The organism is Bradyrhizobium sp. HKCCYLS20291 (genome assembly GCF_051167715.1).
Lineage (GTDB): Bacteria > Pseudomonadota > Alphaproteobacteria > Rhizobiales > Xanthobacteraceae > Bradyrhizobium.
In genome coordinates this window covers 354,487-376,440 of record NZ_JBNPTO010000005.1, presented here as the reverse complement: position 1 = coordinate 376,440, position 21,954 = coordinate 354,487, and the positions used below count along the sequence as shown (strand labels likewise).

At 66.4% G+C, this 21,954-nt stretch carries 23 protein-coding genes; 5 read left to right on the top strand and 18 right to left on the bottom strand.

The genetic code is table 11. The features are described from left to right. Window positions 1-160: 160 nt before the first annotated feature. The 7 genes from ACQR07_RS14670 to ACQR07_RS14640 all read right to left on the bottom strand — a co-directional run bounded on the left by ACQR07_RS14670 (window position 161) and on the right by ACQR07_RS14640 (window position 7,426). Window positions 161-1,156, bottom strand: a complete 996-nt coding sequence (locus ACQR07_RS14670; protein ID WP_434869534.1) for an autoinducer 2 ABC transporter substrate-binding protein — start codon at window positions 1,154-1,156, stop codon at window positions 161-163. Between the two features lie 301 nt (window positions 1,157-1,457). Beyond that, window positions 1,458-2,330: a dienelactone hydrolase family protein gene (locus tag ACQR07_RS14665; protein ID WP_434902973.1), complete on the bottom strand. Its 873-nt coding sequence runs from the start codon at window positions 2,328-2,330 to the stop codon at window positions 1,458-1,460. A 139-nt stretch (window positions 2,331-2,469) separates the two neighbouring features. Beyond that, on the bottom strand, window positions 2,470-3,321 hold the full coding sequence (locus ACQR07_RS14660) for an ABC transporter permease (protein WP_434902972.1): 852 nt from the start codon (window positions 3,319-3,321) through the stop codon (window positions 2,470-2,472). Between the two features lie 15 nt (window positions 3,322-3,336). Continuing rightward, window positions 3,337-4,185, bottom strand: a complete 849-nt coding sequence (locus ACQR07_RS14655) for an ABC transporter ATP-binding protein (protein WP_434902971.1) — start codon at window positions 4,183-4,185, stop codon at window positions 3,337-3,339. Further along, entirely contained in the window at window positions 4,182-5,228 is a 1,047-nt protein-coding gene (locus ACQR07_RS14650; protein WP_434902970.1) for an ABC transporter substrate-binding protein, read from the bottom strand. Before ACQR07_RS14650 ends, ACQR07_RS14655 begins: the two co-directional genes overlap by 4 nt. Window positions 5,229-5,276: 48 nt before the next feature. Further along, entirely contained in the window at window positions 5,277-6,494 is a 1,218-nt protein-coding gene (locus ACQR07_RS14645; RefSeq protein ID WP_434902969.1) for a CaiB/BaiF CoA transferase family protein, read from the bottom strand. Beyond that, window positions 6,491-7,426: a hydroxymethylglutaryl-CoA lyase gene (locus ACQR07_RS14640; protein ID WP_434902968.1), complete on the bottom strand. Its 936-nt coding sequence runs from the start codon at window positions 7,424-7,426 to the stop codon at window positions 6,491-6,493. The genes ACQR07_RS14645 and ACQR07_RS14640 overlap by 4 nt, the downstream gene beginning before the upstream one ends. Window positions 7,427-7,524: 98 nt before the next feature. Here ACQR07_RS14640 and ACQR07_RS14635 point away from each other — a divergent pair, with 98 nt between their 5' ends. Then, entirely contained in the window at window positions 7,525-8,430 is a 906-nt protein-coding gene (locus tag ACQR07_RS14635; RefSeq protein ID WP_434902967.1) for an FCD domain-containing protein, read from the top strand. Between the two features lie 3 nt (window positions 8,431-8,433). Here ACQR07_RS14635 and ACQR07_RS14630 read toward each other — a convergent pair whose 3' ends face one another. From ACQR07_RS14630 to ACQR07_RS14615, 4 genes are read right to left on the bottom strand one after another with little or no spacing between them, the layout of a single operon-like run. Continuing rightward, window positions 8,434-9,216 carry an amino acid ABC transporter ATP-binding protein gene (locus ACQR07_RS14630; RefSeq protein ID WP_434902966.1) on the bottom strand — a complete coding sequence of 261 codons (783 nt, stop codon included), beginning with the start codon at window positions 9,214-9,216 and terminating at the stop codon, window positions 8,434-8,436. Between the two features lie 35 nt (window positions 9,217-9,251). Continuing rightward, window positions 9,252-9,911 (bottom strand): amino acid ABC transporter permease, encoded by a 660-nt coding sequence (locus tag ACQR07_RS14625; RefSeq protein ID WP_434902965.1) that lies wholly within the window; start codon window positions 9,909-9,911, stop codon window positions 9,252-9,254. Then, on the bottom strand, window positions 9,911-10,627 hold the full coding sequence (locus ACQR07_RS14620; protein ID WP_434902964.1) for an aspartate/glutamate racemase family protein: 717 nt from the start codon (window positions 10,625-10,627) through the stop codon (window positions 9,911-9,913). Before ACQR07_RS14620 ends, ACQR07_RS14625 begins: the two co-directional genes overlap by 1 nt. A gap of 28 nt (window positions 10,628-10,655) precedes the next feature. Next, window positions 10,656-11,510, bottom strand: a complete 855-nt coding sequence (locus tag ACQR07_RS14615; protein ID WP_434902963.1) for a transporter substrate-binding domain-containing protein — start codon at window positions 11,508-11,510, stop codon at window positions 10,656-10,658. A gap of 26 nt (window positions 11,511-11,536) precedes the next feature. Here ACQR07_RS14615 and ACQR07_RS14610 point away from each other — a divergent pair, with 26 nt between their 5' ends. After that, window positions 11,537-11,911: a hypothetical protein gene (locus ACQR07_RS14610; protein ID WP_434902962.1), complete on the top strand. Its 375-nt coding sequence runs from the start codon at window positions 11,537-11,539 to the stop codon at window positions 11,909-11,911. A 352-nt stretch (window positions 11,912-12,263) separates the two neighbouring features. On the opposite strand, the gene ACQR07_RS14605 is transcribed toward ACQR07_RS14610, so the two are convergent. From ACQR07_RS14605 to ACQR07_RS14585, 5 genes are all read right to left on the bottom strand, one after another. Next, window positions 12,264-12,974, bottom strand: coding sequence for a hypothetical protein (locus ACQR07_RS14605; protein WP_434902961.1), 711 nt, complete (start codon window positions 12,972-12,974; stop codon window positions 12,264-12,266). Window positions 12,975-13,073: 99 nt separating this feature from the next. After that, window positions 13,074-14,744: an adenylate/guanylate cyclase domain-containing protein gene (locus tag ACQR07_RS14600; RefSeq protein WP_434902960.1), complete on the bottom strand. Its 1,671-nt coding sequence runs from the start codon at window positions 14,742-14,744 to the stop codon at window positions 13,074-13,076. Between the two features lie 162 nt (window positions 14,745-14,906). After that, window positions 14,907-15,794, bottom strand: coding sequence for an MBL fold metallo-hydrolase (locus ACQR07_RS14595; protein WP_434902959.1), 888 nt, complete (start codon window positions 15,792-15,794; stop codon window positions 14,907-14,909). 59 nt (window positions 15,795-15,853) lie between these two features. Then, window positions 15,854-16,051: a YgaP family membrane protein gene (locus ACQR07_RS14590; RefSeq protein WP_434902958.1), complete on the bottom strand. Its 198-nt coding sequence runs from the start codon at window positions 16,049-16,051 to the stop codon at window positions 15,854-15,856. A gap of 89 nt (window positions 16,052-16,140) precedes the next feature. Beyond that, window positions 16,141-16,809: a Crp/Fnr family transcriptional regulator gene (locus tag ACQR07_RS14585; protein WP_434902957.1), complete on the bottom strand. Its 669-nt coding sequence runs from the start codon at window positions 16,807-16,809 to the stop codon at window positions 16,141-16,143. Between the two features lie 380 nt (window positions 16,810-17,189). Here ACQR07_RS14585 and ACQR07_RS14580 point away from each other — a divergent pair, with 380 nt between their 5' ends. From ACQR07_RS14580 to ACQR07_RS14570, 3 genes are all read left to right on the top strand, one after another. Beyond that, complete coding sequence (locus ACQR07_RS14580; protein WP_434902956.1) at window positions 17,190-18,650, top strand: aldehyde dehydrogenase family protein; 1,461 nt, start codon at window positions 17,190-17,192, stop codon at window positions 18,648-18,650. A 125-nt stretch (window positions 18,651-18,775) separates the two neighbouring features. After that, the gene (locus ACQR07_RS14575) at window positions 18,776-19,180 is read left to right on the top strand and encodes a carboxymuconolactone decarboxylase family protein (protein WP_434869540.1); all 405 of its coding nucleotides are present in this window, start codon (window positions 18,776-18,778) and stop codon (window positions 19,178-19,180) included. Continuing rightward, on the top strand, window positions 19,177-20,073 hold the full coding sequence (locus tag ACQR07_RS14570; protein WP_434902955.1) for an NAD(P)-dependent oxidoreductase: 897 nt from the start codon (window positions 19,177-19,179) through the stop codon (window positions 20,071-20,073). The genes ACQR07_RS14575 and ACQR07_RS14570 overlap by 4 nt, the downstream gene beginning before the upstream one ends. A 538-nt stretch (window positions 20,074-20,611) precedes the next feature. Here the strand turns inward: ACQR07_RS14570 and ACQR07_RS14565 are convergent. Both ACQR07_RS14565 and ACQR07_RS14560 read right to left on the bottom strand, forming a co-directional pair. Further along, window positions 20,612-20,899 carry a YciI family protein gene (locus tag ACQR07_RS14565; protein ID WP_434902954.1) on the bottom strand — a complete coding sequence of 96 codons (288 nt, stop codon included), beginning with the start codon at window positions 20,897-20,899 and terminating at the stop codon, window positions 20,612-20,614. 74 nt (window positions 20,900-20,973) lie between these two features. Further along, complete coding sequence (locus tag ACQR07_RS14560; RefSeq protein WP_434902953.1) at window positions 20,974-21,948, bottom strand: sugar ABC transporter substrate-binding protein; 975 nt, start codon at window positions 21,946-21,948, stop codon at window positions 20,974-20,976. Window positions 21,949-21,954: the final 6 nt, after the last annotated feature.

Below are 21,954 nucleotides of genomic sequence, written 5' to 3'. Positions count from 1 at the left end.
GGCGCCAAGGTCTTGGTCTCGAACTGAAGAAAGATGCCGGCAAGAGGAGCGGCAAGAGTGAGGAGCGGCCAGAATGACGCGCGCTGCAGGGAGACGGCAGCACGCGCGGGATCGGCAACGTCGCGCCCCGGGCACAGTGCCCGGAGCGCGATGTGATGGATCAGAGTCCGCCGGCGATCAGGCCGTCGACGGTTTCCTTGTTGATCCGCATGATCTTGTCGACCTTGATCTGCTTTCCAGCCACGTCCACCGCCGCCTTGCCCAGGCCGGGCACCTCGATGCCATCGGTGATCGGCTTGCCGCTGAGCACGAGCGAAGCCACGGACACCATCGCGTAGCCTGCATCCGTGGGATTCCAGAGGAAGCCCTCGCGGATGATGTCGTCGTTGATCAGCGCCTTGGCCTGGCTCGGCAGCACGGTGCCGACAATGGCGATCTTCTTCTGCAGACGCTGCTGGCGAACCGCGTTGCCGGCGCCGATCGGTCCGTTCGAGCCGAAGCCGAGAATACCGGCGAGGTTCGGATAGGCCTTGATGACGTCCTGCGTCGTCCGCTGGCTGGTGTCGATCTCGTCGGCGCCCGGAAACCGGTCGGCGACCAGCTTCATGTCGGGGAAGTTCTTCTTCTGGTAGGCGATGGCGGCATCGGCCCACTTGTTATGCAGCGGCGTCGTCAGCGTGCCGACATAGACGACGTATTCGCCCTTGCCGCCCATGTCCTTGGCGAGGCGCTCCATCTGCACTTCGCCGAAGCGGACGGAATCGATCAGCTCGACGTTCCAGTCGCGCCCTTCCTGCTCCGGACCTTCATGCGTGATCACCTTGATCCCTGCGGCCTGTGCGCGCTTCAGAACCGGCTCGCACACCTTGACGTCGAGCGGGACGAGGCCGATGACGGCAACCTTCTTGGCAATCAGGTCTTCCAGCAGCTTGACCTGCTGCGCCGGGTCGACGTTCGCCGGGCCCACCATGCTGGCGTTGATGCTGAAATCCTTGGCGCCCTTCTGGATTCCCTTTTCCAGCGCGTTGAACCACGGGATGCCTGCGATCTTGACGACGGTGACCATTTCCTTCGGAGTATCAGCCCAGGCCAGACTCGGCAGGCCGGCCAGGGACATGGCTCCGCCCATCAGCTTGAGCGTCTCGCGTCTATTCATTATTCCCTCCCAGGAACATCTTTATGACACTGCTCGCACGTTCTCGGCTTTGGCCGGAGCGGAGCTTTTCGTCGGATCGCATGAGAACGCCGGATGAGACCACCGGTCGGGCCATGTAGGCCGCACTGTCAAGACTAGAGGCTGCACCTCTCGTGTCAAGCGAACGCGACTGCGCAGCACGCCTGCGCCGACATCTGCGCTGCAGCAAAGATGGCTTCAGCTTTGCAATACCGGATACGCGGTGGTGCCGTCGCAGGGCTTCGGCCTCGAACTCGCGAGCAAGTGCGGTTGTGCCAATACCCTAGCGAGCGAAGCCATTCACGATCCCGAGCACGCGCGACATCGCGTCGGCCTTTGCTGCGGCATTGCCCGGAACGGACTGCTGCTTGTTGCCGGGATCGTCGAAACCGTGCGTCGTTCCTGGATAGAGAACGGCATCGATCGGCGTGCCCGCGGCGCGCGAACGATCCGCCACGTGCTGGCAGATGTCCGGCGAGACCTCCTCGTCGTCCGATCCGAGCAGCAGCGTGATCGGCGTCGTCGTCGTCACCGTGGATTCGAGCAGCGCCTCCTTTCCGCAGCCGGGATAGAAGGCGAAGGCGGCGCGGAAGCCCGGCCGTGCGCGTTGCCGGATCATCACGTTCAGCGTCGTGCTGCCGCCATTGGACCATCCCTGCAGAAAGACGCGGTTTGCAACGACGTCGCCGCGCGCGAGCAGATAGGCGAGCGCACCCTCGGCGTCGAGCGGACGCACGGTCAGCTCGTTGACACTGTCGCGGTCCGGATCGCGGTGGGTGAACCGGCCGAAGCCGTGCGCCTTGCCGCGCGGACCGAAACTATCAGGCAGCAGTGCGAGGTAGCCCCGCTCGGCCCAGAACTGTCCCCACATCTGATGCCGCTTCGACAGAGTGGCCGCGTTGCAGCGCGACGTCACGGAGCGCGCGACCAAGGTGCAGCCGGCGTTGTCGTTGGCGGAGTAGGGGCCGGCACGACCGTGCAGCATGACGACGGCAGGATACGGCCCGCCCGCCGTCGGCCTGAACAGATAGCCGACGATCTCGTCCTGGCCGTCTGCGCTCTTGAAATAGACCGTTTCCGGGGCGGCGGCGAACGCCGATGCGCAAAGCAGATGCGCGAGCACGCCGCCGAGAATCAATCGTCCGAGATTCAACATGACGCTTTGCTTTCTCCACGGTTCCGATGTGCAGCGGAAGATGGGGATGAAGGACGAGCTGTCATTTGGGGAGCAGGATAGTCGATCGCCTTTGCAGACCGCAAACGCACGGCTTTGGTTACCGCTCGCGCAGACCGCTCTACCTCGACCGTTCGAACTGCGGCTGCCAGCGCAGCAAATAGGACTGCAGCGACTGCACCGCGAGCGCGAGCAGGATGCCGACGAACATCATCACGAAGATCGCGACCATCATCTCGCTGGCATTGGCGCGCGCCTCGGCCTCGATGATCAGCTTGCCGAGCCCGCGTTCGGCGCCGATGAATTCGCCGACGATCACGCCGACAAGGGCAAACGACACCGCGGGAAGCAGCGAGGCGAACACCCAGGCGAGCGCCGAGGGGACGACGACCGTTCGCAGCACGATCATCTCGCTCGCGCCCATCAGGCGCGCCGCGGCGATCTGGTCGCGATCGACCGCGCGGGTGCCTTCGAAGGTATTGAAGAACACCACGAAGAACACGACGAGCCATGCGGTTGCTATCTTCGAGAGATCACCGAGGCCGAAGATGAGGATGACCAGCGGCACCAGCGCGATGCGCGGGATCGAGTTGAGCGCGATGATGTAGGGGCCGAACACGCGGGCGAGAAAGTCGGAGCGCCCGAGCACCACGCCGGCCGCGATGCCGGAGAGCGAACCGAACAGAAAGCCCCACCAGGTGTTCTTGAGCGTGACCAGGGTGGCAGTCCACAGGTTGTTGTCGGTATTGCCGACGCAGGCGGCCAGGCCGGCGGGATCGCTGAGGCAGCCGAGCCGCAGGAAGCTCTGCCAGATCAGCGTCGGCTTCGCCACGAAATAGGGATCGAGGATCTTCGGCACATAAGCCTTCGGCAGCACCGCCTTGCTCCATTCGAAGCCCCACTGCCAGACGATGAGCACGATGGCCAGGATCGCGATCTGCCAGAACAGGATGACGGCGCGGCGGGTCGACATGATCAGTCAGCCTCTTCAGTCGGCCTTGGTGCGGCGGAATTCTTCGCCCAGGGAATGCCAGATGTGGGAATAGAGCCGGCCGAACTCGGCGGTCTCGCGCAGGCTGACGGGATCGCGTGGCCGCGGGAACGACACTTCGAAATCGTCCTTCAGCCGGCCGGGTCGTGCGGACAGCAGGATGATGCGGCTCGCGAGCGTCAGCGCCTCGCCGAGGTCATGGGTGACGAACAGCACGGTCTGGCGTTCGCGCTCCCAGATCTCGAGCAGGGTCTTGTGCATCTCCAGCTTGGTGTGGGTGTCGAGCGCGCCGAACGGCTCGTCCATCAGCAGGATCTCGGGCGCCAGGATGAGCGTGCGCATCAGCGCCACGCGCTGGCGCATTCCGCCCGACAGCATGCGCGGAAAGCTGCGGCCGAAGCCGGTGAGGCCGGCTCTGCCGATAGCGTCCGTGACACGCTGTGCGCGCTCCGGCCTCGGCACTCCGGCGATCTCCAGGCCATAACCGATGTTCTGCTCGACCGTTCGCCACGGAAACAACGTGTCGCGCTGAAACACGTAGCCCACCCGCGGATTGACCTTGCCGGTCTCGACCGTGTCGCCGTCGATCAGGATGCGTCCGCCCGAGCGCGGCAGCAGCCCGGCGACCATGTTGAGGATCGTGCTCTTGCCGCAGCCGGACGGCCCGAGCAGGGCGACGAACTCGCCTTGCGCAACATCGAACGAGACGTTGTCGACGGCGACGAACTCGCCGCTTCCGGTGTTGTAGGTCTTCATCAGCCCCTGGACCGCGATCCGCGTGCGTGCAGCAGCTGGGCTGTCCGCACCGCGCGCCGCGGCGAGGCTTGGACCAGACGCCGACATCATTTGTATTTCGCCTTTGCAGCCGCGAGGAAGCTCGGATCGACGATATCTTCGTAGCTCATCTCGGGAATGTCGGTCCCCTTGCGGTACCAGGGCTTGGCGCCGCGCGCGTAGGACGCCTTGTCGATGCTGCCGTCATAGGCCCAGGTGGAGGTGTCGAAGCCGAGCTCGGCCTTGACGGCATCGGGATCGATGCCCGAGAAGTATTTCGAGGTGACCAGGGCCTGAACCTCGGCCAGCGGCGCGCTCTTGACCCAGGCCATGGCGCGATAGATGGCGTTGACGAACGCCTGCACCAGCGCCTTGTCCTGCTCGACCGTGTCCTTCAGCGCATAGAGGACGAGCACGGGGATCGTGCCGCCAAAGTCCTTCTCGAACAGTCCCGGCTTCGAGGTGTCGTAGATCACCTTGCCAAAGCCCTTTTTCTCGACTTCGACGATCCAGCTTGGCGGCGCCATGATGGCGTCGAACTGCTTGGTCTGAAGCGAGGGAAACATCGTGTTGGTGCCGCCGCCCGCCACCCAGTTCACCTTGTCGCCCAGGCCGCGCGATTCGAACACATAGGTGCCGTAGACCCAGGTACCTGATCCGATCGCAGTGGCCGCAACGACCGGCTTCGCACCATCGGCGCGCTTGTAGGCGGCGAGCTGTTCGACCGAGGTGATGCCGCTGTCGTAGAGATCCTGGCGCACCACGACGTTGGCGTAGGAGCAGACCATCTCGGTCGCCAACAGGATCTTGCACGGCTTGCCGCGCGCCGTGAGCTGCAGTGGATGGCTCGCATCGCCATGCGCGAACAGTGCCTGCTCGGCGGCCAGCGTCTGGCGGCCGAACGTGCCGGAATTGCCGGTGAGCAGCTTGGGATCGAGGCCCTCGTCCTTGAAGTAACCCTTGAGCTCCGCGATCATCGCAATCGCGTAGACCGGCGAGACCGGGCCGAACGCGATCGAGGCAGGCTTGCTCTCGGCCAACAGCCGCCCCGGAAGCAACGAGGCGCCTGCGAGTGCTGCGCCGGTCGCGAGCGCGCGGCGCCGTGTGATCGTCATGACATCCTCCCGCAGTTCCTATTGTTTGATGACGCGCGTCGTCGTTTCTCAGGCCGTCGAAATCGTTCCATCCGCTTCCAGCAACGCAACGTCGTCGGGCAACAGCCCGATCTCGGCCAGGACGTCGCGCGTGTGCGCGCCGATCTGGGGCGGATCGTAGCGGTTCGGAAGCCTCTGTCCGTCAAGCGACACCGGTAGCACGGGAGTCTTGGCGCGCCGTCCGTCGGGCAGACGAATCTCGGTCAGGCCGCCCGATGCGTTGAGATGCGGATCGTCGAACAGATCACCCGGCTTGTTGACCGGCGCATAGGGCAGCTCGAGCCGCTCGAGCACGGCGGCGAGGTCGTGCTTGTCCCATGTCCTGAAGATCGCGGCGATCTCGGGGATCAGCCAGTCGCGATGATCGACCCGCCCTTGCGCGGTGCCGAAGCGGGGATCGTCGAGCCATGCGGTGCGATCGAAGGCGCGGCAGAACGCCACCCATTGCTCCTCACCGACGATGGTCACGAACAGTTTCGAGCCGTCCTTGGTGTCGAACAGATCATACACTGGCCACGGACTGTCCTTGATCGAATAGGGGATCGAGGGCTGGCCGGTGACGGTCTCGTACATCATTGCCTGCGCCATCAGGAACACGTTGTTCTCGTACAGCGCGCTCTGCACGTAGCGGCCACGCCCGGTGCGCTGGCGTTCGGCCAGCGCGGCCTGGATCGCGATCACGCCGAACATGCCGCCCATGATGTCGTTGACCGAGGCGCCGGCGCGCATCGGCCGGTCGGGCAGGCCGGTCATGTAGGCGAGGCCGCCCATCATCTGCACCACCTCATCGAGCGCGAGGCGGTTCTCATACGGGCCCGGCAGATAGCCCTTCAGCGAGCAGTAGATCAGCTGCGGCGCGAACGTCGCCACGGCTTCGTAGTCGAGCCCGATGCGCTTCATCAGTCCCGGACGGAAATTCTCGATCAGGACATCGCTGCGCGCGATCAGCTTGCGCGCCACGCTCTGGCCCTGGGGCGCGGACGTGTCGAGCGCGATGCTGCGCTTGTTGCGGCAATAGGTGGCGAAGAAGCCGGCCGCCGGCCCCTTGAACGAGCGGGTGCGGTCGCCCTTGAGCGGCTCGACCTTGATCACGTCGGCGCCGAGATCGGCGAGGATCAGCCCGCAACTCGGGCCCATCACCATCTGGCTGAACTCGACGACGCGCACGCCCTCCAGCGGACGCAGCTGGTCGCTCGGAGCGGCGTGATCTCCGGGCCAGCCCGTCATGCCGCCCTCCGCAGCACCTTGGGAATGCCGGCCTCGTGCAGATGGCCGGTGAGATGCTTCGGCGCGATGTGGCGGGCCAGGATCTCCCGCGTCAGCATCAGCCGGTCGAGGTCAATGCCGGTCGTAAGACCCATGCGTTCGAGCATGAAGACGAGATCTTCGGTCACGATGTTGCCGCGGGCGCCCGGCGCGAACGGACAGCCGCCGAGCCCGGAGACCGCAGCGTCGAAGCGGCGGATGCCGGCTTCGAGGCCCGCGACGGCATTGGCGAGGCCCGCACCGAGCGTGTCATGCAGATGCAGGCGCAGCGGGACGCCAGGGCCGATCTCGCGGCGCACCGCGGAGACGATCTGCTTGACGAGCGTCGGCGTGGCATAGCCGACGGTGTCGGCGAGACCGATCTCGTCGGCGCCCGCTTCGGCGAAACGGCGCGCCAGATTGCAGACCGCCGCCTCGCTGATGTCGCCTTCGAGCGAGCAGCCGAACGACGTCGAGATCGCGCCCATCAGATGCGGCCTTTCGGCCGGGGATCTCGCGTCGATCGCGGCGCGAACGGCGCGGAAGGCCTCGACCTGCTCGTCCACCGTCCGCCGCACATTGGCGCGGTTGTGGGTCTCGCTCGCCGAGATCACGAAATAGATGCTGTTGACGCCGGCTGCGATGGCGCGCTCCGCGCCCTTGAAATTCGGCACCAGCGCGCCGATCCTGGTGTCCCGATGAGACAGCGCATGGGACATGACAGCATCGACGTCCGCGAATTGCAGCACCACCTTCGGCGGCACGAACGAGCCGGCGTCGATTTCGCGCACACCAGCGGCAACGATGGCGTCGATCAGCGCGCACTTGGCCTCCGTCGGAACGAAGACGTCGAGGATCTGCAGTCCGTCGCGCGGCGCTACCTCGCAAATATGGACATCCGGCTCGCGGCTCATCGGCCGTCCTTCCCCGTTCTCTTTTCGATTGTACATTTTATGGATAAAGAACAATCTTGCGGACGATCTGTCAAGCCAAAAGAGGTCTCATCCGGGCCATGACCGACCAGGACACATCCTCCGCCGCAGGACGGTCGGGCACGACCGACCGTGCCGAGCATCTGGCCGGCCTGATCCTGGCGTTTGCGCGCCGCGAGGGCATGAAGGCCGGCGACCGGCTGATCGAGCAGAAGCTGGCCGATGCGCTCGACGTGTCGCGCGCGCCGATCCGGCTTGGGTTGAAGGCCTTGGAGGCCGCGGGTCTCGCGCGCGGCGAGCCCAACCGCGGTTTCGTGTTGACCAAGAACCCGACGAGCGGCGCGGCGCGGCCGACGCTTGCAGCGGTCAGTCGCGCCGAGCAGGCCTATGCCGACATCGCCGCCGACGTCCTGGATCAGCGTATCGCAGCCGACGTCACAGAGGCCGAGCTGATGCGGCGCTATGAGCTGAGCCGCACCGAGCTGCAGCGCCTGCTCGACCGCATCGCCGCCGAGGGCTGGATCGCGCGGCTGCCCGGCTATGGCTGGCGCTTCGCCGACACGCTGTCGAGCCCGGAAGCGCAGGCGCAGGCGGCGGCTTTCCGCGCCGTGATCGAGCCGGCCGCGATCCTGCAGCCCGGCTTTCGTCTCGACAGCGAGGTCATAGACCGGCTGCGCCGGCATCAGCAGCGCGTGCTCGGCGGCGAGCTCGACAAGATGACGGTCGGCGAGGTCTATCAGTCCGGCTGCGAATTCCACGAGGAGATCGCGCGCGGCGCCGGCAACCCGTTCTTCGTCGACTCACTGCGGCGTGTGAACTCGATCCGGCGGCTGTTTGCCTATCGCAGCTTCGCCGATCGCGACGGCATGCGCCGCCACGTCAAGGAGCATCTGCGTCTGCTCGACCTGCTAGAAGCCGAGCGCCTGGAGGAGGCGGCCGCGCTGATGCTCCGCCATCTGCAGCGGCCGCTGTCGCGCGGCGCCTGACCTTCAACGCTGCGCCGGCAGGGCGCTGTTGTGGAAGTGGCTGAGGAAGCTCTGCGTCGACGGCTCATTGGGCGCGTCGATGACTTGCCGCGCCGGTCCCTGCTCGACGACGACGCCGTCGCGCATGAAGACGACGGTGTCGGCGACCTCGCGCGCAAACGCCATCTCGTGGGTCACCAGCATCATCGTCATGCCTTCCGCGGCGAGCTGGCGCACCACCGCGAGGACTTCGCCGACCAGCTCCGGGTCGAGCGCCGACGTCGCCTCGTCGAACAGCATGACCTCCGGCTTCATCGCCAGCGCGCGCGCGATCGCAACGCGCTGCTTCTGTCCGCCGGACAATTTGTCGGGCGCGACGTCGGCCTTGTCCCTCAGGCCGACCTTGTCCAGCAGGGCCAGCGCTGCCGCGCGGGCTTCCTCGGGTCGGGTCTTCAACACGGTCACCGGCCCCGCCATGACGTTCTCGATCGCCGACATGTGCGGAAACAGGTTGAAGTTCTGGAACACCATGCCGGTCCGGGCGCGAAACGCCGCGAGCTCGCGGTCGCCCGGCAGCTTGTGGCCGCTGGTGAAGTCCATGCGGCTCTGACCGACCCGGATCTGGCCGCTCTCGGGGATGGTCAGAAGGTTGAGGCACCGGAGCAGCGTCGACTTGCCGGAGCCGCTCGGGCCGATCAGCGCGACGACGCCGCCGCGCGGGACCTGCAGCGAGATGTCCTTGAGAACGCTGACCGCGCCAAAAGCCTTCTTGACGTGCGTCATCTCGATCATCGGAACGTCAGGCACGGCAGCGTTTCCTGTTTGCAGCATCGCGTCCTGCCTCACCGCGCCAACCGCGCTTCGAGCGCGCTGGCGGCGCGCGTCATCGGGAACAGGATGATGAAATAGATGACGGCGATCATCGTGTAGGTCTCGAGCGGCCGGTAGGTCGCCGAGGTGATGAGCTGGCCCTGGTAGAGCAGGTCGGGAACGGCGAGCACCGACAGCAGCGAGGTGTTCTTGAGCTGAAGCACGGCCTGGTTCACCAGCGGTGGAATCATCCGCTTCAGCGCCTGCGGCATGATGATGCGCTTGAGCAGATCGAAGCGGCGCATGCCGAGCGCGCGCCCCGCATCCCATTGCCCGATGTCGATCGAGACGATGCCGCCGCGGATGATCTCCGAATAGAAGGCGCCGCCATAGAGGCTGAGCGAGATGAACGCGGCAAACGCGGGCGAGAGCTCGACGCCAATCAGGACCGGAAGCGCATAATAGATCCACACCAGCTGAACCAGCACGGGCGTGCAGCGAAATACCTCGACCAGCATGACCAGCGGCGCCGATATCAGCCGGACGTTGGAGAGGCTCGCGATCGCGACCACGCATCCGATCAGGAAGCCACTGGCGGCGGTGAGGATCGTGAACCCGATCGTGTAGGCCGTTCCGACGCCAATCAGCCGGCTGTACTGCCAGAGAAAGCCAAAACTCCATTCGTAGTGCATCACGCCTGTCCCGTGCCGAATGATTGCGAAGCGGCGCCTTGGATCAATCCCGAATGAAACCAGCGTCCGAGTGTGAGGATGTCATAGACGGGGAGCCCGAATTCCCGCGACACCTCGTTCGAGAATGGCGGAAGGTTGGTGCATTCGAACACGAGCGCGCCGATGTCCCTGTTATTGGCGAGCAGGGCGCGAACCGCTGAACAAATGTCATTCCCGATCCGGTCGCGATCATAGGGCTGTCCGTGCTCGATGTGGGCGCGCAGCCCGCCATCGGGCGGCAGGCCGGCGACTGGCGTCGAGGGATCGGCGCCGACGCTGGTGAAATGCCGTTCCGTCAAGGCGTCCGCATCATAGGTGATGACGCCGGCGCGGCGGCCGCGAGGCAGGCAGCGCTCCACCATGGGTAGCTGCAGCAGGCTCGAAGTGGCGAGCGGCAATGTCATGCGCGCCGACAACTCCCGCTGGCGTGAGGCCAGGAAGCCGCACGACGTCGTCAGTCCGACCGCGCCTTGCGCGCGCAGCACCTCGCCGGCGGCGACGAACGCATCCATCAGATCGGCATCATCTCCACCGACAACCTTGCGCGCCGTCGCGCCCGGAACGGTCTTGAAGATGACCTCGAACGGCCAGCTCGCGGAATGACCGACATCCCCCGGCGGGCGCTCGATCGCGATGTCGAGCATGATGATCCCCAGCGGATGTCGCTCATTTGGCATCGTTCGAAGCTGTCCTCGGCTCGTCGAACTAGAACTGCAGTCCGGGCGGAACGTCCTGCTCCTGGATGTTCACGAGCGCCAGGCTGCCGAGAATCCATTCGCGCAAGGCGCCGAGCGCGCGGCTGTATTCGAGCCAGTTGTCGACATAGGTGCGGAAGCGGGTGTCGACGTCGACGCGAACGCCGCAGCAGGTCGGCTGCGCCGCCACCGGCGTCGGGATGATCACCTTGCCCACCTTGGCATTCTTCTTCACCGTCACCAGCGACAGCATCGCGACCTGGATCAGGCAGTCGGCGCGTCCCGCTTGTACCGCCAGCACAGCCTCGTCCGGCGTCTTCAGCGCCACGAGTGTCGCCTTGGGCAGGATGCGCCGCGCGTAGAGATCGTGGGTCGAGCCGATGTCGACGGCGACGCGCACGTCGGGCTTGTTGAGATCGTCCCACGTCTTCGGCTCGAAGCCGGGCTTGGCGATGATCGTGAAGGTGTTGTTCATGATCGGACGCGTGAACTCGACGATCAGCGCGCGCGACGGCGTCGGGCTGAGGCCGAACATGATGTCGATCTTGTTGCTCTGCAGGTCGAGCACCGAGTTGCCCCAGGTGGACTCGACGATCTCGACCTCGGCCTCCAGCGACTTCGCGAGATCCGTCGCCATGGCCACGCAGAAGCCGGACCATTGTCCGGTCGCGATGTCCTTGTGATAGTACGGCTCGGTGCCGACGATGCCGGCGATCCGAAGCTTCTTGGTGCGGCGGATCTGGGCAAAGGTGCTCTCGCCCGGCTGCGCCTGCGCGGCGGCCTGGGTGACGGTCGACCCTGCGGCGATCGCGGCCGCGGCGGCGCCGAGGCCGACGAGCGATCCGATTTCACGACGATTGACCATGACAGACGATCCTCTCAGTTGATGGCTTGAACCTGGATGATGTGAAGTTTTTGCTCTTCCGGCCGACGGACCGGATCACGGCGGCGCTGCAGGCGTGGGAGAGTGGCGGCGTTCGATCGCGCATCTCGAGCGAGTTCACGATTCCGGAACCGGCGGCCGTCTGGGCGTCCGGCAAGCAGTTGATCTGCGACGTCGAGCTTCGTGGTGCGGCGAGCCGCGATATCCGCGATGTTGGCCGTTGGCGCCCCGGCCTCGGTCAGCTCGAACTGATGTGTCCCAGTCTCCACAGCGTCCCGTGCGATGCCCTGGTTGAAATCGATGGACAGGCGCTGACGACGACATCCTGCTCCTTCGGAAATCCACCCGGCCTGTGGAGATCCCAGCGTTGCAGACCTTGGTAGCGAAGCTTGAAGCTCGACTCAAGGCAAGTTGGGGGCTGCCGGCCCAGCCAACGTGCTCATGGCCTGCTCGGCGAGCGGGACGGTCTTGGTTCAACCGTCCTGAGCACTGCGCTATCCTGCGAGGGATGAGCGCTGCCGGTGCTACGTATCTCCAGCCATGATGATACCGGTGGAATCTGGCTGGATGCCGATGCTCGCGATGAGCCAGGCCGCGCGCGCCAGCTATCATCGCGCGGCACGCGCGTCTCGACGCGATCGCCGCAAGCGCGTGGTGAGAGGATGCGAACTCCTCTGGTTGCACGGTGCAAAGCCGCGTTGGCGTGTTGGTCACGCCGCCGAAGGTGTTCTCCGCCTACATGTAGCGCGCGACCATGGCCGCGATGTCAGGCGCATGCTGCCGCAGCGCCTGCAGGCCGCGCTCTTCCATTGTGGAGCCCGGCCGATTGCTGGTGTGGGCGGAGGCGACCGCCTTGCTGGCGCGCCGCGGCTTCTGTGTCGTCTCGTTGCGAGCGGCCGGCTCGGCGATCTTCGCCGGCGCCGTCGTCGGCGCGGCAGTGCTAACAGCGGGGGCTGGCTGCGCGGGTGCCGCGTCGACCGGCTGCTGGGAGAGAACATCGGCCGGCTTGGAGTCCTCGCGCGCGGGGGCGGCGACGGGAACGACGGCCGGCGGAGGGGTGGGCTCCTCGAGTGCGGGCTTGGCCGGCGGCGTGATCATCGTCTGGGTCGGGGCTGACGCCAGGACCATGGCGGTGCCGGGCTCGCGCTCGGGCGTCGCAGGAACGTCCTTTGCGGCGGCCACAGCGGGCACTGCAGCCGGCGGGCGGGGCGCGGCGGGCTGGTCGGCCGCTTCCGCGACGCTTGGCGGCTGGGTTGTGCTCGCAGGGGCGACGCCTGCGTCCGCGCCGATCTTGCGCTGGATTACGGCATCCCGCGCCTTGGTGGCGAATTCGGACTGGGCCTTTGCCAGCCAATCCTGCGACGAGCGTGCCGGCTGCGCGCCCCAGGGCATCGCGACGATAGCTGAAATCGCGGCAACGCTGCTCAGCATCAAGATCTTGGTCATGTGCATCTCCCCGAATTGCTGGCGGGAGAATCCTCGATTGCGCAGGCGGCGACTGTGACGTCGATCACGGCGGCTTCTGTCGGCCGATCGCCGTTCGGCTCAAATCGGCTCCAGCGGGATCACCCTCGCCTTGGCGAGGGCGAACACGTCGTGCGCGCCAGCCCCGTCGCCCAGTGCGAGCACCTCGCACGCCGATGCGTCGATACCGGCGTGGCGGAAGACCGCCGGATCGGCCAGCAGCTGCGTGCCGCGGCGCGCGGCCTGCGCCGCCAGAACCGAAGCCAGATCGATCGCGACACCGATCGCGCTCAGCGTCTTGGCCGGGCCGGCGCCGAGCCGGCCGATATAGGCCGGCCCGCTGACCAGGCCCATCGCGGCTTCGACCGGCCGTCCGAGCTCGGCGGCAAACCGCTCGTTCAAGCGGTCCAGCGCCACGTCCATCGCCGCGCTCGCGGCGACGGCTGATCGGCAGGCTGCACCAAGTTCGTCCTCGCGGCCGAACACCGCGATCAGTCCGCCCGCGCTGGTGTGGGCGACCCAGCCGTGATGGGCCGTGACGGCCTCATGCGCCGCATCGAGAAAGGCGTTGAGCAGGAAGATCGCGTCATAGGCCGCGCGGTTCCGAGCCAGGGCGGCGTGATCGCGCAGCTGGATGCACAGCGCCACGACCTGGCGCTCGATGCCTGAAGCGTCGATGTCCGGCCCGGCGGCTGCCGGATCGCCGTGAGCTGCGGCCAGGCGGGTCACCGTGAGTGATGCGGTCGGCCAGATCTGGCAGGCCAGGCGGACCTGGCTGTCGGCGTCGCCCAGCATCGCCCGCTCCGTTGCGCCGGCGGGCGGCAGTGTGTCGATGCCGTGCTCGATCCGCACGCTGCAGGCGGTGCAGCGTCCGCGCCCGCCGCAGCCGTCGCCATGCGAGAGGTCATGGATGCGGCTGATCTCGAGCAGCGTCGGCCCGATCGCGGTCTTGAGCGTCGGCCCGTTGACATAGGTGACGTCGATCTTGGGCGCCACGACGATGCGAAGCAACCGCGTCACCAGCGCGACGGCGGCTGCGAGCAACACCACGCCATACACCGACAGCGCCAGCAGCCGGATGCGCCCGAGTATCGCCTCGGCCTCAGGGGAGGGCCAATGACCCATGCTGCGGATCTGCGCCGCGACCTGCTCGTCGGCCACGAGCACGCCGGCGACGCGGGCCGAGGCGATCAGTCCCGCAATGGCCGCGATCGGCAAGGCGAGCGCGATCACGCCGAGCAGCGGCGCGATGCGGGCGTAGCCGGGGCGCGGCCGCAGCGCCTGGTGCAGTCCGAGACAGCCATGCGCCCACAACAGCGCGATCAGCGCGACGTAGAGAGACGCGCGCTCGGGCCAGAGCTTGGCCAGCCGGTACAGCGTGTCGTCGGTGACCCCGAACAGAATGGCAGCGCCGGCCGTATCGACCATGGCCGGCAGGAGTAGCAGCGGAACCAGGATGCCGCTGATGATTTCGAGCGCATCTTGCCACGACATCCGCAACGTCCCGCGGCTGGCCGTGAGCCACAACGTCGCGCCGATGTGGCTCGCCAGCGCGAGGGTGAGAATCGTCAGGCACGGGCTGGACTGCAGCAGCGCGTCGCGCCAATCGGCGATGCGGCCCATGGTATCGAGCGAGACCAATCCGACCGCATCGGTGACCAGCTCGAGGGCTGCGAATGCAAATATGACGAGGCCCGAGCCGAGAGCCCACAGGCGCGCGACACGCGCGATTCTCTGGCGGTGCTCAGTCATCCTGTCAGCCGACGTCTCGTGAGCTTGGCCAGAAATCTGTACGGGGTCCATCTCGTGTTGGAGGGCCATAATGCCTAGCCCGACGCGAGCGGGTCAAGCCGCGCGATCGCGCTGGGCGCGTGTGCCCGGGCGCGATCGCGGCGCTGCCCGGAGGCCTGATGCTCAGAGCACGTTGATCGGCACTTTCAGAAAGGTCTTGCCGCTGGCATCCGCGGGCGGCAGATGTCCGGCGCGGATATTGACCTGCAGCGAGGGAATGATCAGGCGCGGCATCCCCAGCGTCTTGTCGCGGGCCTCGCGGAGCGCGACGAACTCGTCCTCCGACATGCCGTCTCGCGCATGGATGTTGTGCAGCCGCTCCTCGCCGACGGTCGTCTCCCAGCGCACGTCACGGCCGTTCGGACCGTAGTCGTGGCACATGAACAGCCGCGTCTCACGCGGCAGCGTTTCTAGGATCCGGCGGATCGAGCGGAACAGCGTGCGCGCATCGCCGCCGGGAAAGTCGGCCCGCGCCGTGCCGCCGTCGGGCATGAACAGGGTATCGCCGACGAAGGCCGCATCGCCCATCACATGCGTCGCACAGGCCGGCGTATGGCCGGGCGTGTGCATCACGAACGCGGTCATCTCTCCGACCTGGTAGGTGTCGCCGTCCTTGAACAGCCGGTCGAACTGGCTGCCGTCGCGGCGAAACTCCGTGCCCTCGTTGAACACCTTGCCGAAGGTTTCCTGCACGGTCAGGATATGTTCGCCGATGCCGATCCTGCCGCCGAGCCGGTCCTGGATGTAGGGCGCGGCGGAGAGATGGTCGGCATGGGCGTGCGTCTCGATCAGCCATTCCGGACGCAGGCCGTTCATCCGCACATAGTCGATCAGCGTGTCGGCGGAGCGGGTGCTGAGGCGCCCCGCCGCGTAGTCGATGTCGAGCACGGGGTCGACGATCGCGCAGGACGGCGACGACGGGTCCTTCACCACATAGCTGATCGTGCTGGTGTCCGGATCGAAGAAACCGGCCACCTTGGGCTGCACGCGCAGATCGATTGGATAGGACATGGCTCTGCTCCGTTCCGGGGCGGCACCGCCGCCCACGCGCTGTTCGTGTTTCTGCCGGTCTAGGGTGCCGGCTTGGTTCCGCAGGTGTTGATGCCGAGCATCGCGTAAGGCGGGCACCAGCCGGTCAGTGCCGTGCCGAGCGGGATCAGGCCCAACAGGCCCCACAGCGTCTGCGGGCCGACAAAAACCAGGCTGAGCACCGCCAGCCCGACGATGATCCTGAGCAACCGGTCGATATTGCCAACGTTCTGTGTCATGTCGCGCTCCCCTTTGGCTTTGCAACGATGCGAGTGATAATGCGGGACCCGGCTGCGGTATGTAACTAAGTCACCGAGAACGACAGCTCTCAACCGTGCTGCGCCAGCCGGGTCAGCGCCGATCTGTCGGCAATCTCCACGGCGCCGCGCGTCACCCGCAGCCAGCCGCGCCTGGCGAACTCGTTGAGCTGCCGGCTGATGACCTCGCGCGCGCTGCCGAGCTCGTTGGCGAGCTCCTGATGCGTCGCGACCACCTGCGGCTTCGTGCCGGCAAGCTCGAGCAGCTTTTGCGCCAGGCGCACGTCGATGCGCTCGAACGCGACTTCCTCGATGACGCGAAACAGGTTGGTGACGCGGCGGCTGAACGCGGTGAAGACGAACTGGCGGAATTCGCGCGAGCTCGCGATCAGCCGGTCGAACAGCGTGCGAGGAATGGCCACGGCGCGGATCTGCGTCTCGGCGATGCCCTCGGCCTGGTATTCCTCGTAGCCCATCAGACATGCGGTGGTGAGCGCGCAGCTTTCGCCGGCCTGGACGCGGTACAGCACGATCTCGCGGCCGGACTCCGATGTCTGCTGCACGCGGATGGTCCCGTCCAGCAGCAAAAGGAAGGAGTCCGGCGCCTGGCCGGGACCGAAGATGCGGCTGCCCTCGGGGAGTTCGACGATCAGGCTCGACTCGCGCAGTTGCGTGAAGACCTCTGCGGGCAGCTGCCGCAACGGCGGGAAAGCGTGCGTCCAATCCTGCTTCGACGACATCACGACATCCGACTGTGTGGCAGCGGCCCGGCCGCCGCGACGACCGAACGCACCCTTGGAGACTGCTAGCGCGAGGATGATCATCGTTACTTGAGCTGCGTCAACGATGGATTGTCCAGGCAGCTCGATCCGGACATGCATGAGGAGCTCGTGCGCCCCCACGGATCTATTGCGATGCAGCGATCCCGACCGCGCGTCATCTGTCCGCCTGGCCACGATCAGGCCGACGCAACGTGATCGCGCGCGGAGGTCGCAGGATCTGCCGGTCGTGCTAGGATTGCTCGTACCCATCAACGACATTCGTCTCCTCTTTTTGCGCCCGAGCGAACGGCTGAGAAAGCCGGGGAGAGTGGATCGTCGCGACGAGCTGGAGAGCTGCCATGAATGCCAATGTCAAACTGCCTGCCGCCAAGGGCGTCTTCATCGACAACAAGTGGCAACCCGCACAATCGGGCCGCACCATCGCGATGCTGGCGCCAGCCACCGGGCAGGTGATCGCCTCGATCGCGGCCGGCGACAAGGCCGATATCGATCTCGCGGTGGCCGCAGCGCGCCGCGCGCTGGAGGGCCCGTGGGGCAGGCTGACGGCCGTGGAGCGCGGGCGGCTCCTGTCCAAGCTCGGCCGTCTCGTCGAGGACAATGCCGAGGAACTGGCCAAGCTCGAGGCCGCGGACACCGGCAAGCCGATGAAGCAGGCCAAGGCCGATGTCGTCGCGGTCGCGCGCTACTTCGAATATTATGGCGGCGCCGCCGACAAGGTGCATGGCGACACCATCCCGTTCCTCGACGGCTTCTTCGTCACCACGGTCTACGAGCCGCTCGGCGTCACCGGCCACATCATTCCCTGGAACTATCCGGGCCAGATGTTCGGCCGCACCGTTGCGCCGGCGCTGGCCATGGGCAATGCGGCCGTGATCAAGCCGGCGGAGGAAGCGTGCCTGGTGCCGCTGCGGCTCGCCGAACTTGCGGCGGAGGCCGGCTTTCCGCCCGGTGCCATCAATGTCGTGCCGGGTCTCGGCGAGGAGGCAGGCGCCGCGCTGTCGGCGCATGACGGCATCGACTTCGTCTCCTTCACCGGCAGCCCTGAGGTCGGCACCCTGGTGCAGACGGCGGCCGCGAGAAATCACATTGGCTGCACGCTGGAGCTCGGCGGCAAGTCGCCGCAGATCGTGTTCGCCGACGCCGATCTCGATGCGGCGTTGACCTCGGTTGCCGCGGCAATCGTGCAGAATGCCGGGCAGACCTGCTCGGCCGGCTCGCGCGTGCTGGTCGAGCGTTCGATGTGGGACCGCTTCCTGTCGGAGCTGAAACTTCGCTTCGAGAAGATCACCGCCGGCACGCCGGAGATGGATCTCGATCTTGGCCCGGTCATCAGCGCGGTGCAGAAGAAGCGCATCGAGGGCATGCTCGCACGCGCCGAGAGCGGCGGGGCCAAGCGCGTTGCGACCGGCAGGATCGCCGAAGGCGTGCCGAGCGAGGGCTTCTACGTCGCGCCAGCGCTGTATCAGCATGTCGACCGCAATTCCGAGCTGGCGCGCGAGGAGGTGTTCGGTCCGGTGCTGGCGGCGATGCCGTTCGACGACGAGGCCGACGCGATCAGGCTCGCCAACGGCACTGATTTCGGCCTGGTCGCCGGCGTGTGGTCGGGTGACGGTTCGCGGGCGATGCGCGTCGCGCGCAAGGTCAAGGTCGGGCAGATGTTCGTCAACGGCTACGGCGCCGGCGGCGGCATCGAGCTGCCGTTCGGCGGCATGAAGAAGTCCGGCCATGGCCGCGAGAAGGGGTTTGAGGCGCTGTACGAGTTCGGCGCGATGAAGACCCTGATCGTGAAGCACGGCTAGATCAGCGAGCCGGGGCTCCGGTCAATTCCGCCGCACGGACGCGACGACCGCACGACGTTCGGCGTTGTTGTCAGTCCGCGCGGCAAAAGGCTAATGACGTCAGGTGTGGCAAGGAGACGAGCGGAATGAGCGACGAGAAGGAACTGTTCGAGAAGGGTTTGAAGGTGCGTCGCGAGGTGCTCGGCGCCGGTTACGTCGACGGCAGCCTCGCCAAGGCCGACGACTTCATGATGGCGTTCCAGCACATCACCACCGAAATGTGCTGGGGCTATGCCTGGACCCGCCCGGGTCTCGATCGCCGCACCCGCAGCATCGTCAATCTCGCGATGCTGACGGCGCTGAGCAAGCCCAGCGAGTTGAAGCTGCACGTCAAGGGCGCGCTCACCAACGGCGTGACGGTCGACGAGATCAAGGAGATCCTGCTGCACGCGACCGTGTATTGCGGCATTCCCGCCGGCCTCGAGGCCTTCAAGGCTGCGCATGAGGTGCTGGTGGCGGAAGGCGCCATCGCCAAGAAGGACGGCGCATGAGCGCGCCGAAATCCGTCCTGTTCGTGGGTATCGGCAACATGGGTTGGCCGATGTCCGCGCGGCTGCTCGGCGCCGGCTATACAGTGGCCGTCAACGACGCCGTTGCCGGCCGCGCCGCTGATTTCGTCCGCGAGGTCGGCGGCGCTGAGGCGGCCGATCTCGGGGCGGCGGCGGCGCAGGCGGATGTCGTCATCACCATGCTGCCGACCAGCAAGCATGTCGCCGACGCCGTCGCCGCGTTGCGTCCCGGCCTGAAGCAGGGACACATCGTCGTCGACATGAGCTCCGGCGCGCCGGCGGCGACGCAGGCGATCGCGGGGGATCTCGCGCCGCTCGGCGTGATCATGCTCGATGCGCCGGTCAGCGGCGGCGTGCCGCGCGCGAAAACCGGCGAGCTCGCGATCATGGCCGGCGGCGATGCCGCGGCGCTCGACCGCGTCGAGCCGCTGCTGCGTGCGATGGGCACCACCATCCACCGCATCGGCGGCCTTGGCTCGGGGCAGGCGATGAAGGCGCTCAACAATCTCGTTTCCGCCGGCGGCTTCCTGATCGGCATCGAGGCGCTGCTGATCGGCCAGCAGTTCGGCATCGATCCCGGCCTGATGACCGACGTGCTGAATGCGTCGACCGGCATGAACAACTCGACGCAGAAGAAGTTCAGGCAGTTCGTGCTGTCGCGGCAGTTCAACAGCGGCTTCGGCCTCGATTTGATGGTCAAGGATCTCTCGATCGCCCTCGAAGTCGCCCGCGCCACCGGCGTCGCCGCGCCATTCTCGAACCTGTGCCGGGAGCTGAGCGCCAGTGCGCAAGGCCTGCTCGGTCCGGGTCAGGATCACACGGCGCTGGCGAAGCTGAGCGAAGCGCTGGCGGGCGTCGAACTGGGCGGTGAGTAGCTAGTCGACCGCTTGCAAAATCCCGTCAGGTGGCCCGCACCGCTGACCAAACAAGCAGTGTCATCCCGGGCAAGGCCGCCAACGCGACAGCGTTGGTGGCCGCCGACCCGGGATCCATACGCCGTGACGTTTATGGCTGGGCGAGCTGTAGCGGCCTTCGTGCCTCGCAGATCTCCCTGTGGCTATGGATCCCGGATCTGCGCGCGCGTGCCGCGCGCTTGTCCGGGACGACAGCGAGGGTGTGGTTGGCGGCGTCGGCATCCACATGGGAGTGTGCTAGGCGAAGTCGGAATCGCCATGCTTGTTCCGGTTTGCCCGCGCCGCCCACCCCACAACCACTGTCATCCCGGACAAGGCCGCCAACGCGATAGCGTTGGTGGCCGCCGACCCGGGATCCATACGCCGTGACGTTTGTGGCTGGGCGAGCTGTAGCGGCCTTCGTGCCTAGCAGATCTCCCTGTGGCTATGGATCCCGGATCTGCGCGCGCGTGCCGCGCGCTTGTCCGGGATGACAGTGAGAGTGTGGTTGGACGTCGGGCTACCCCTGCCGCCGCAGAAAACCCGTGATCGTCACCTTCTCCCAGATGCCGGCGGCGGCGAACGGGTCGTTGCGGTTGAACGCTTCGACCTCGGCGCGGCCGGGGGCCTCGACCAGGAACAGGCTGCCGATCATCGTCGCGCCGTCGTCGGAGACCAGCGGGCCCGACATGACGATGGTGACGGGCAGGCGCGCGGTGTCGCCGAGATAGGCCTTGTGCGCGTCGTAATTGGCCAGCCGGGCCGGCAGCGCGCCGGGCTTGTCGAGCGCGTGAATCGCAAACAGCATGAAGAATACTCCGAGAGCTGATGCGGGACGGCTGCACGCCGCGAGCCGTCCCGCATGTCAATGATGGGCTATTCCTACTTCGCCGCGAGCTTGCTCGCATCCTCGAAGCTCGGGCAGCTGCGCTGTTCCAGCGGCACGTCGAACGGCTGGTAGTTGTCCTTGGTGATGACCGTCGGCTTCAGCACGATCTCGGTGATGACAGGCTGCCCGCGCAGCGTGCGGACCGCCATCATGGTGCCGAGGCAGCCCTGGGCGAAGCCGTTGTAGTCGCCGCTGGCGAGCAGCTTGCCGGACTTGATCGCGTCGATCGCCTCCTTGGTGCCGTTGATGCCGATCACCTGGGCCTTGCGGTTGGCGCCGTCCAGCGCCTCGATCGCGCCGACCGCCATGGCGTCGTTGGCGGCGAGCACGCCGTCGATCTGCGGGTTGGACTGCATCAGGTTTTCCATCACCTGCAAGGCCTGCAGGCGCTGGTAGTTGCCGGGCTGCGACGCCAAGAGCTTGGCGCCGGGATTCTCCTTCAGCGCGTCGTTGAAGCCGCGGACGCGGTCGACATTGGTCAGCGAGCCCTTGACGCCTTCGATGATGACGATGTTGCCCTTGCCGCCGAGCGTCTTGAGCAGGAAGCGTCCGGTCTCCAGGCCGAGGCTGTAGTCGTCGGCGCCGACGAAGGAGACGAACTTGCCGCCGGCCGAGCGGTCGGTGATGTTGACGACGGGGATCTTGGCGTCGTTCATCTTCTCGACGCCGGGCACCATCGCCTTGTAGTCGACCGGCGTGAACACGATCGCGCTCGGCTTCTTCACCACCACGTCCTCGATCTGGCTGAGCTGCTCGGGAATCGAGTCCGGCTTGGTCGGGATGTAGTGCAGGATCTTGGCGTTGAGCACCTTGGCCATGTTGTCGGCGCCGACGCGCACCGTCTGGAAGAACGGGTTGGTCTGGTTCTTGGTGAAGACGGCGATGGTCTCGCCGTCGGCGCGGGCCTGGGTGGTGGCCGCAGCGATCAGCAGTGACAGCGCGAGGCCGCGCGATATCCGGTATTTCATGTTGTT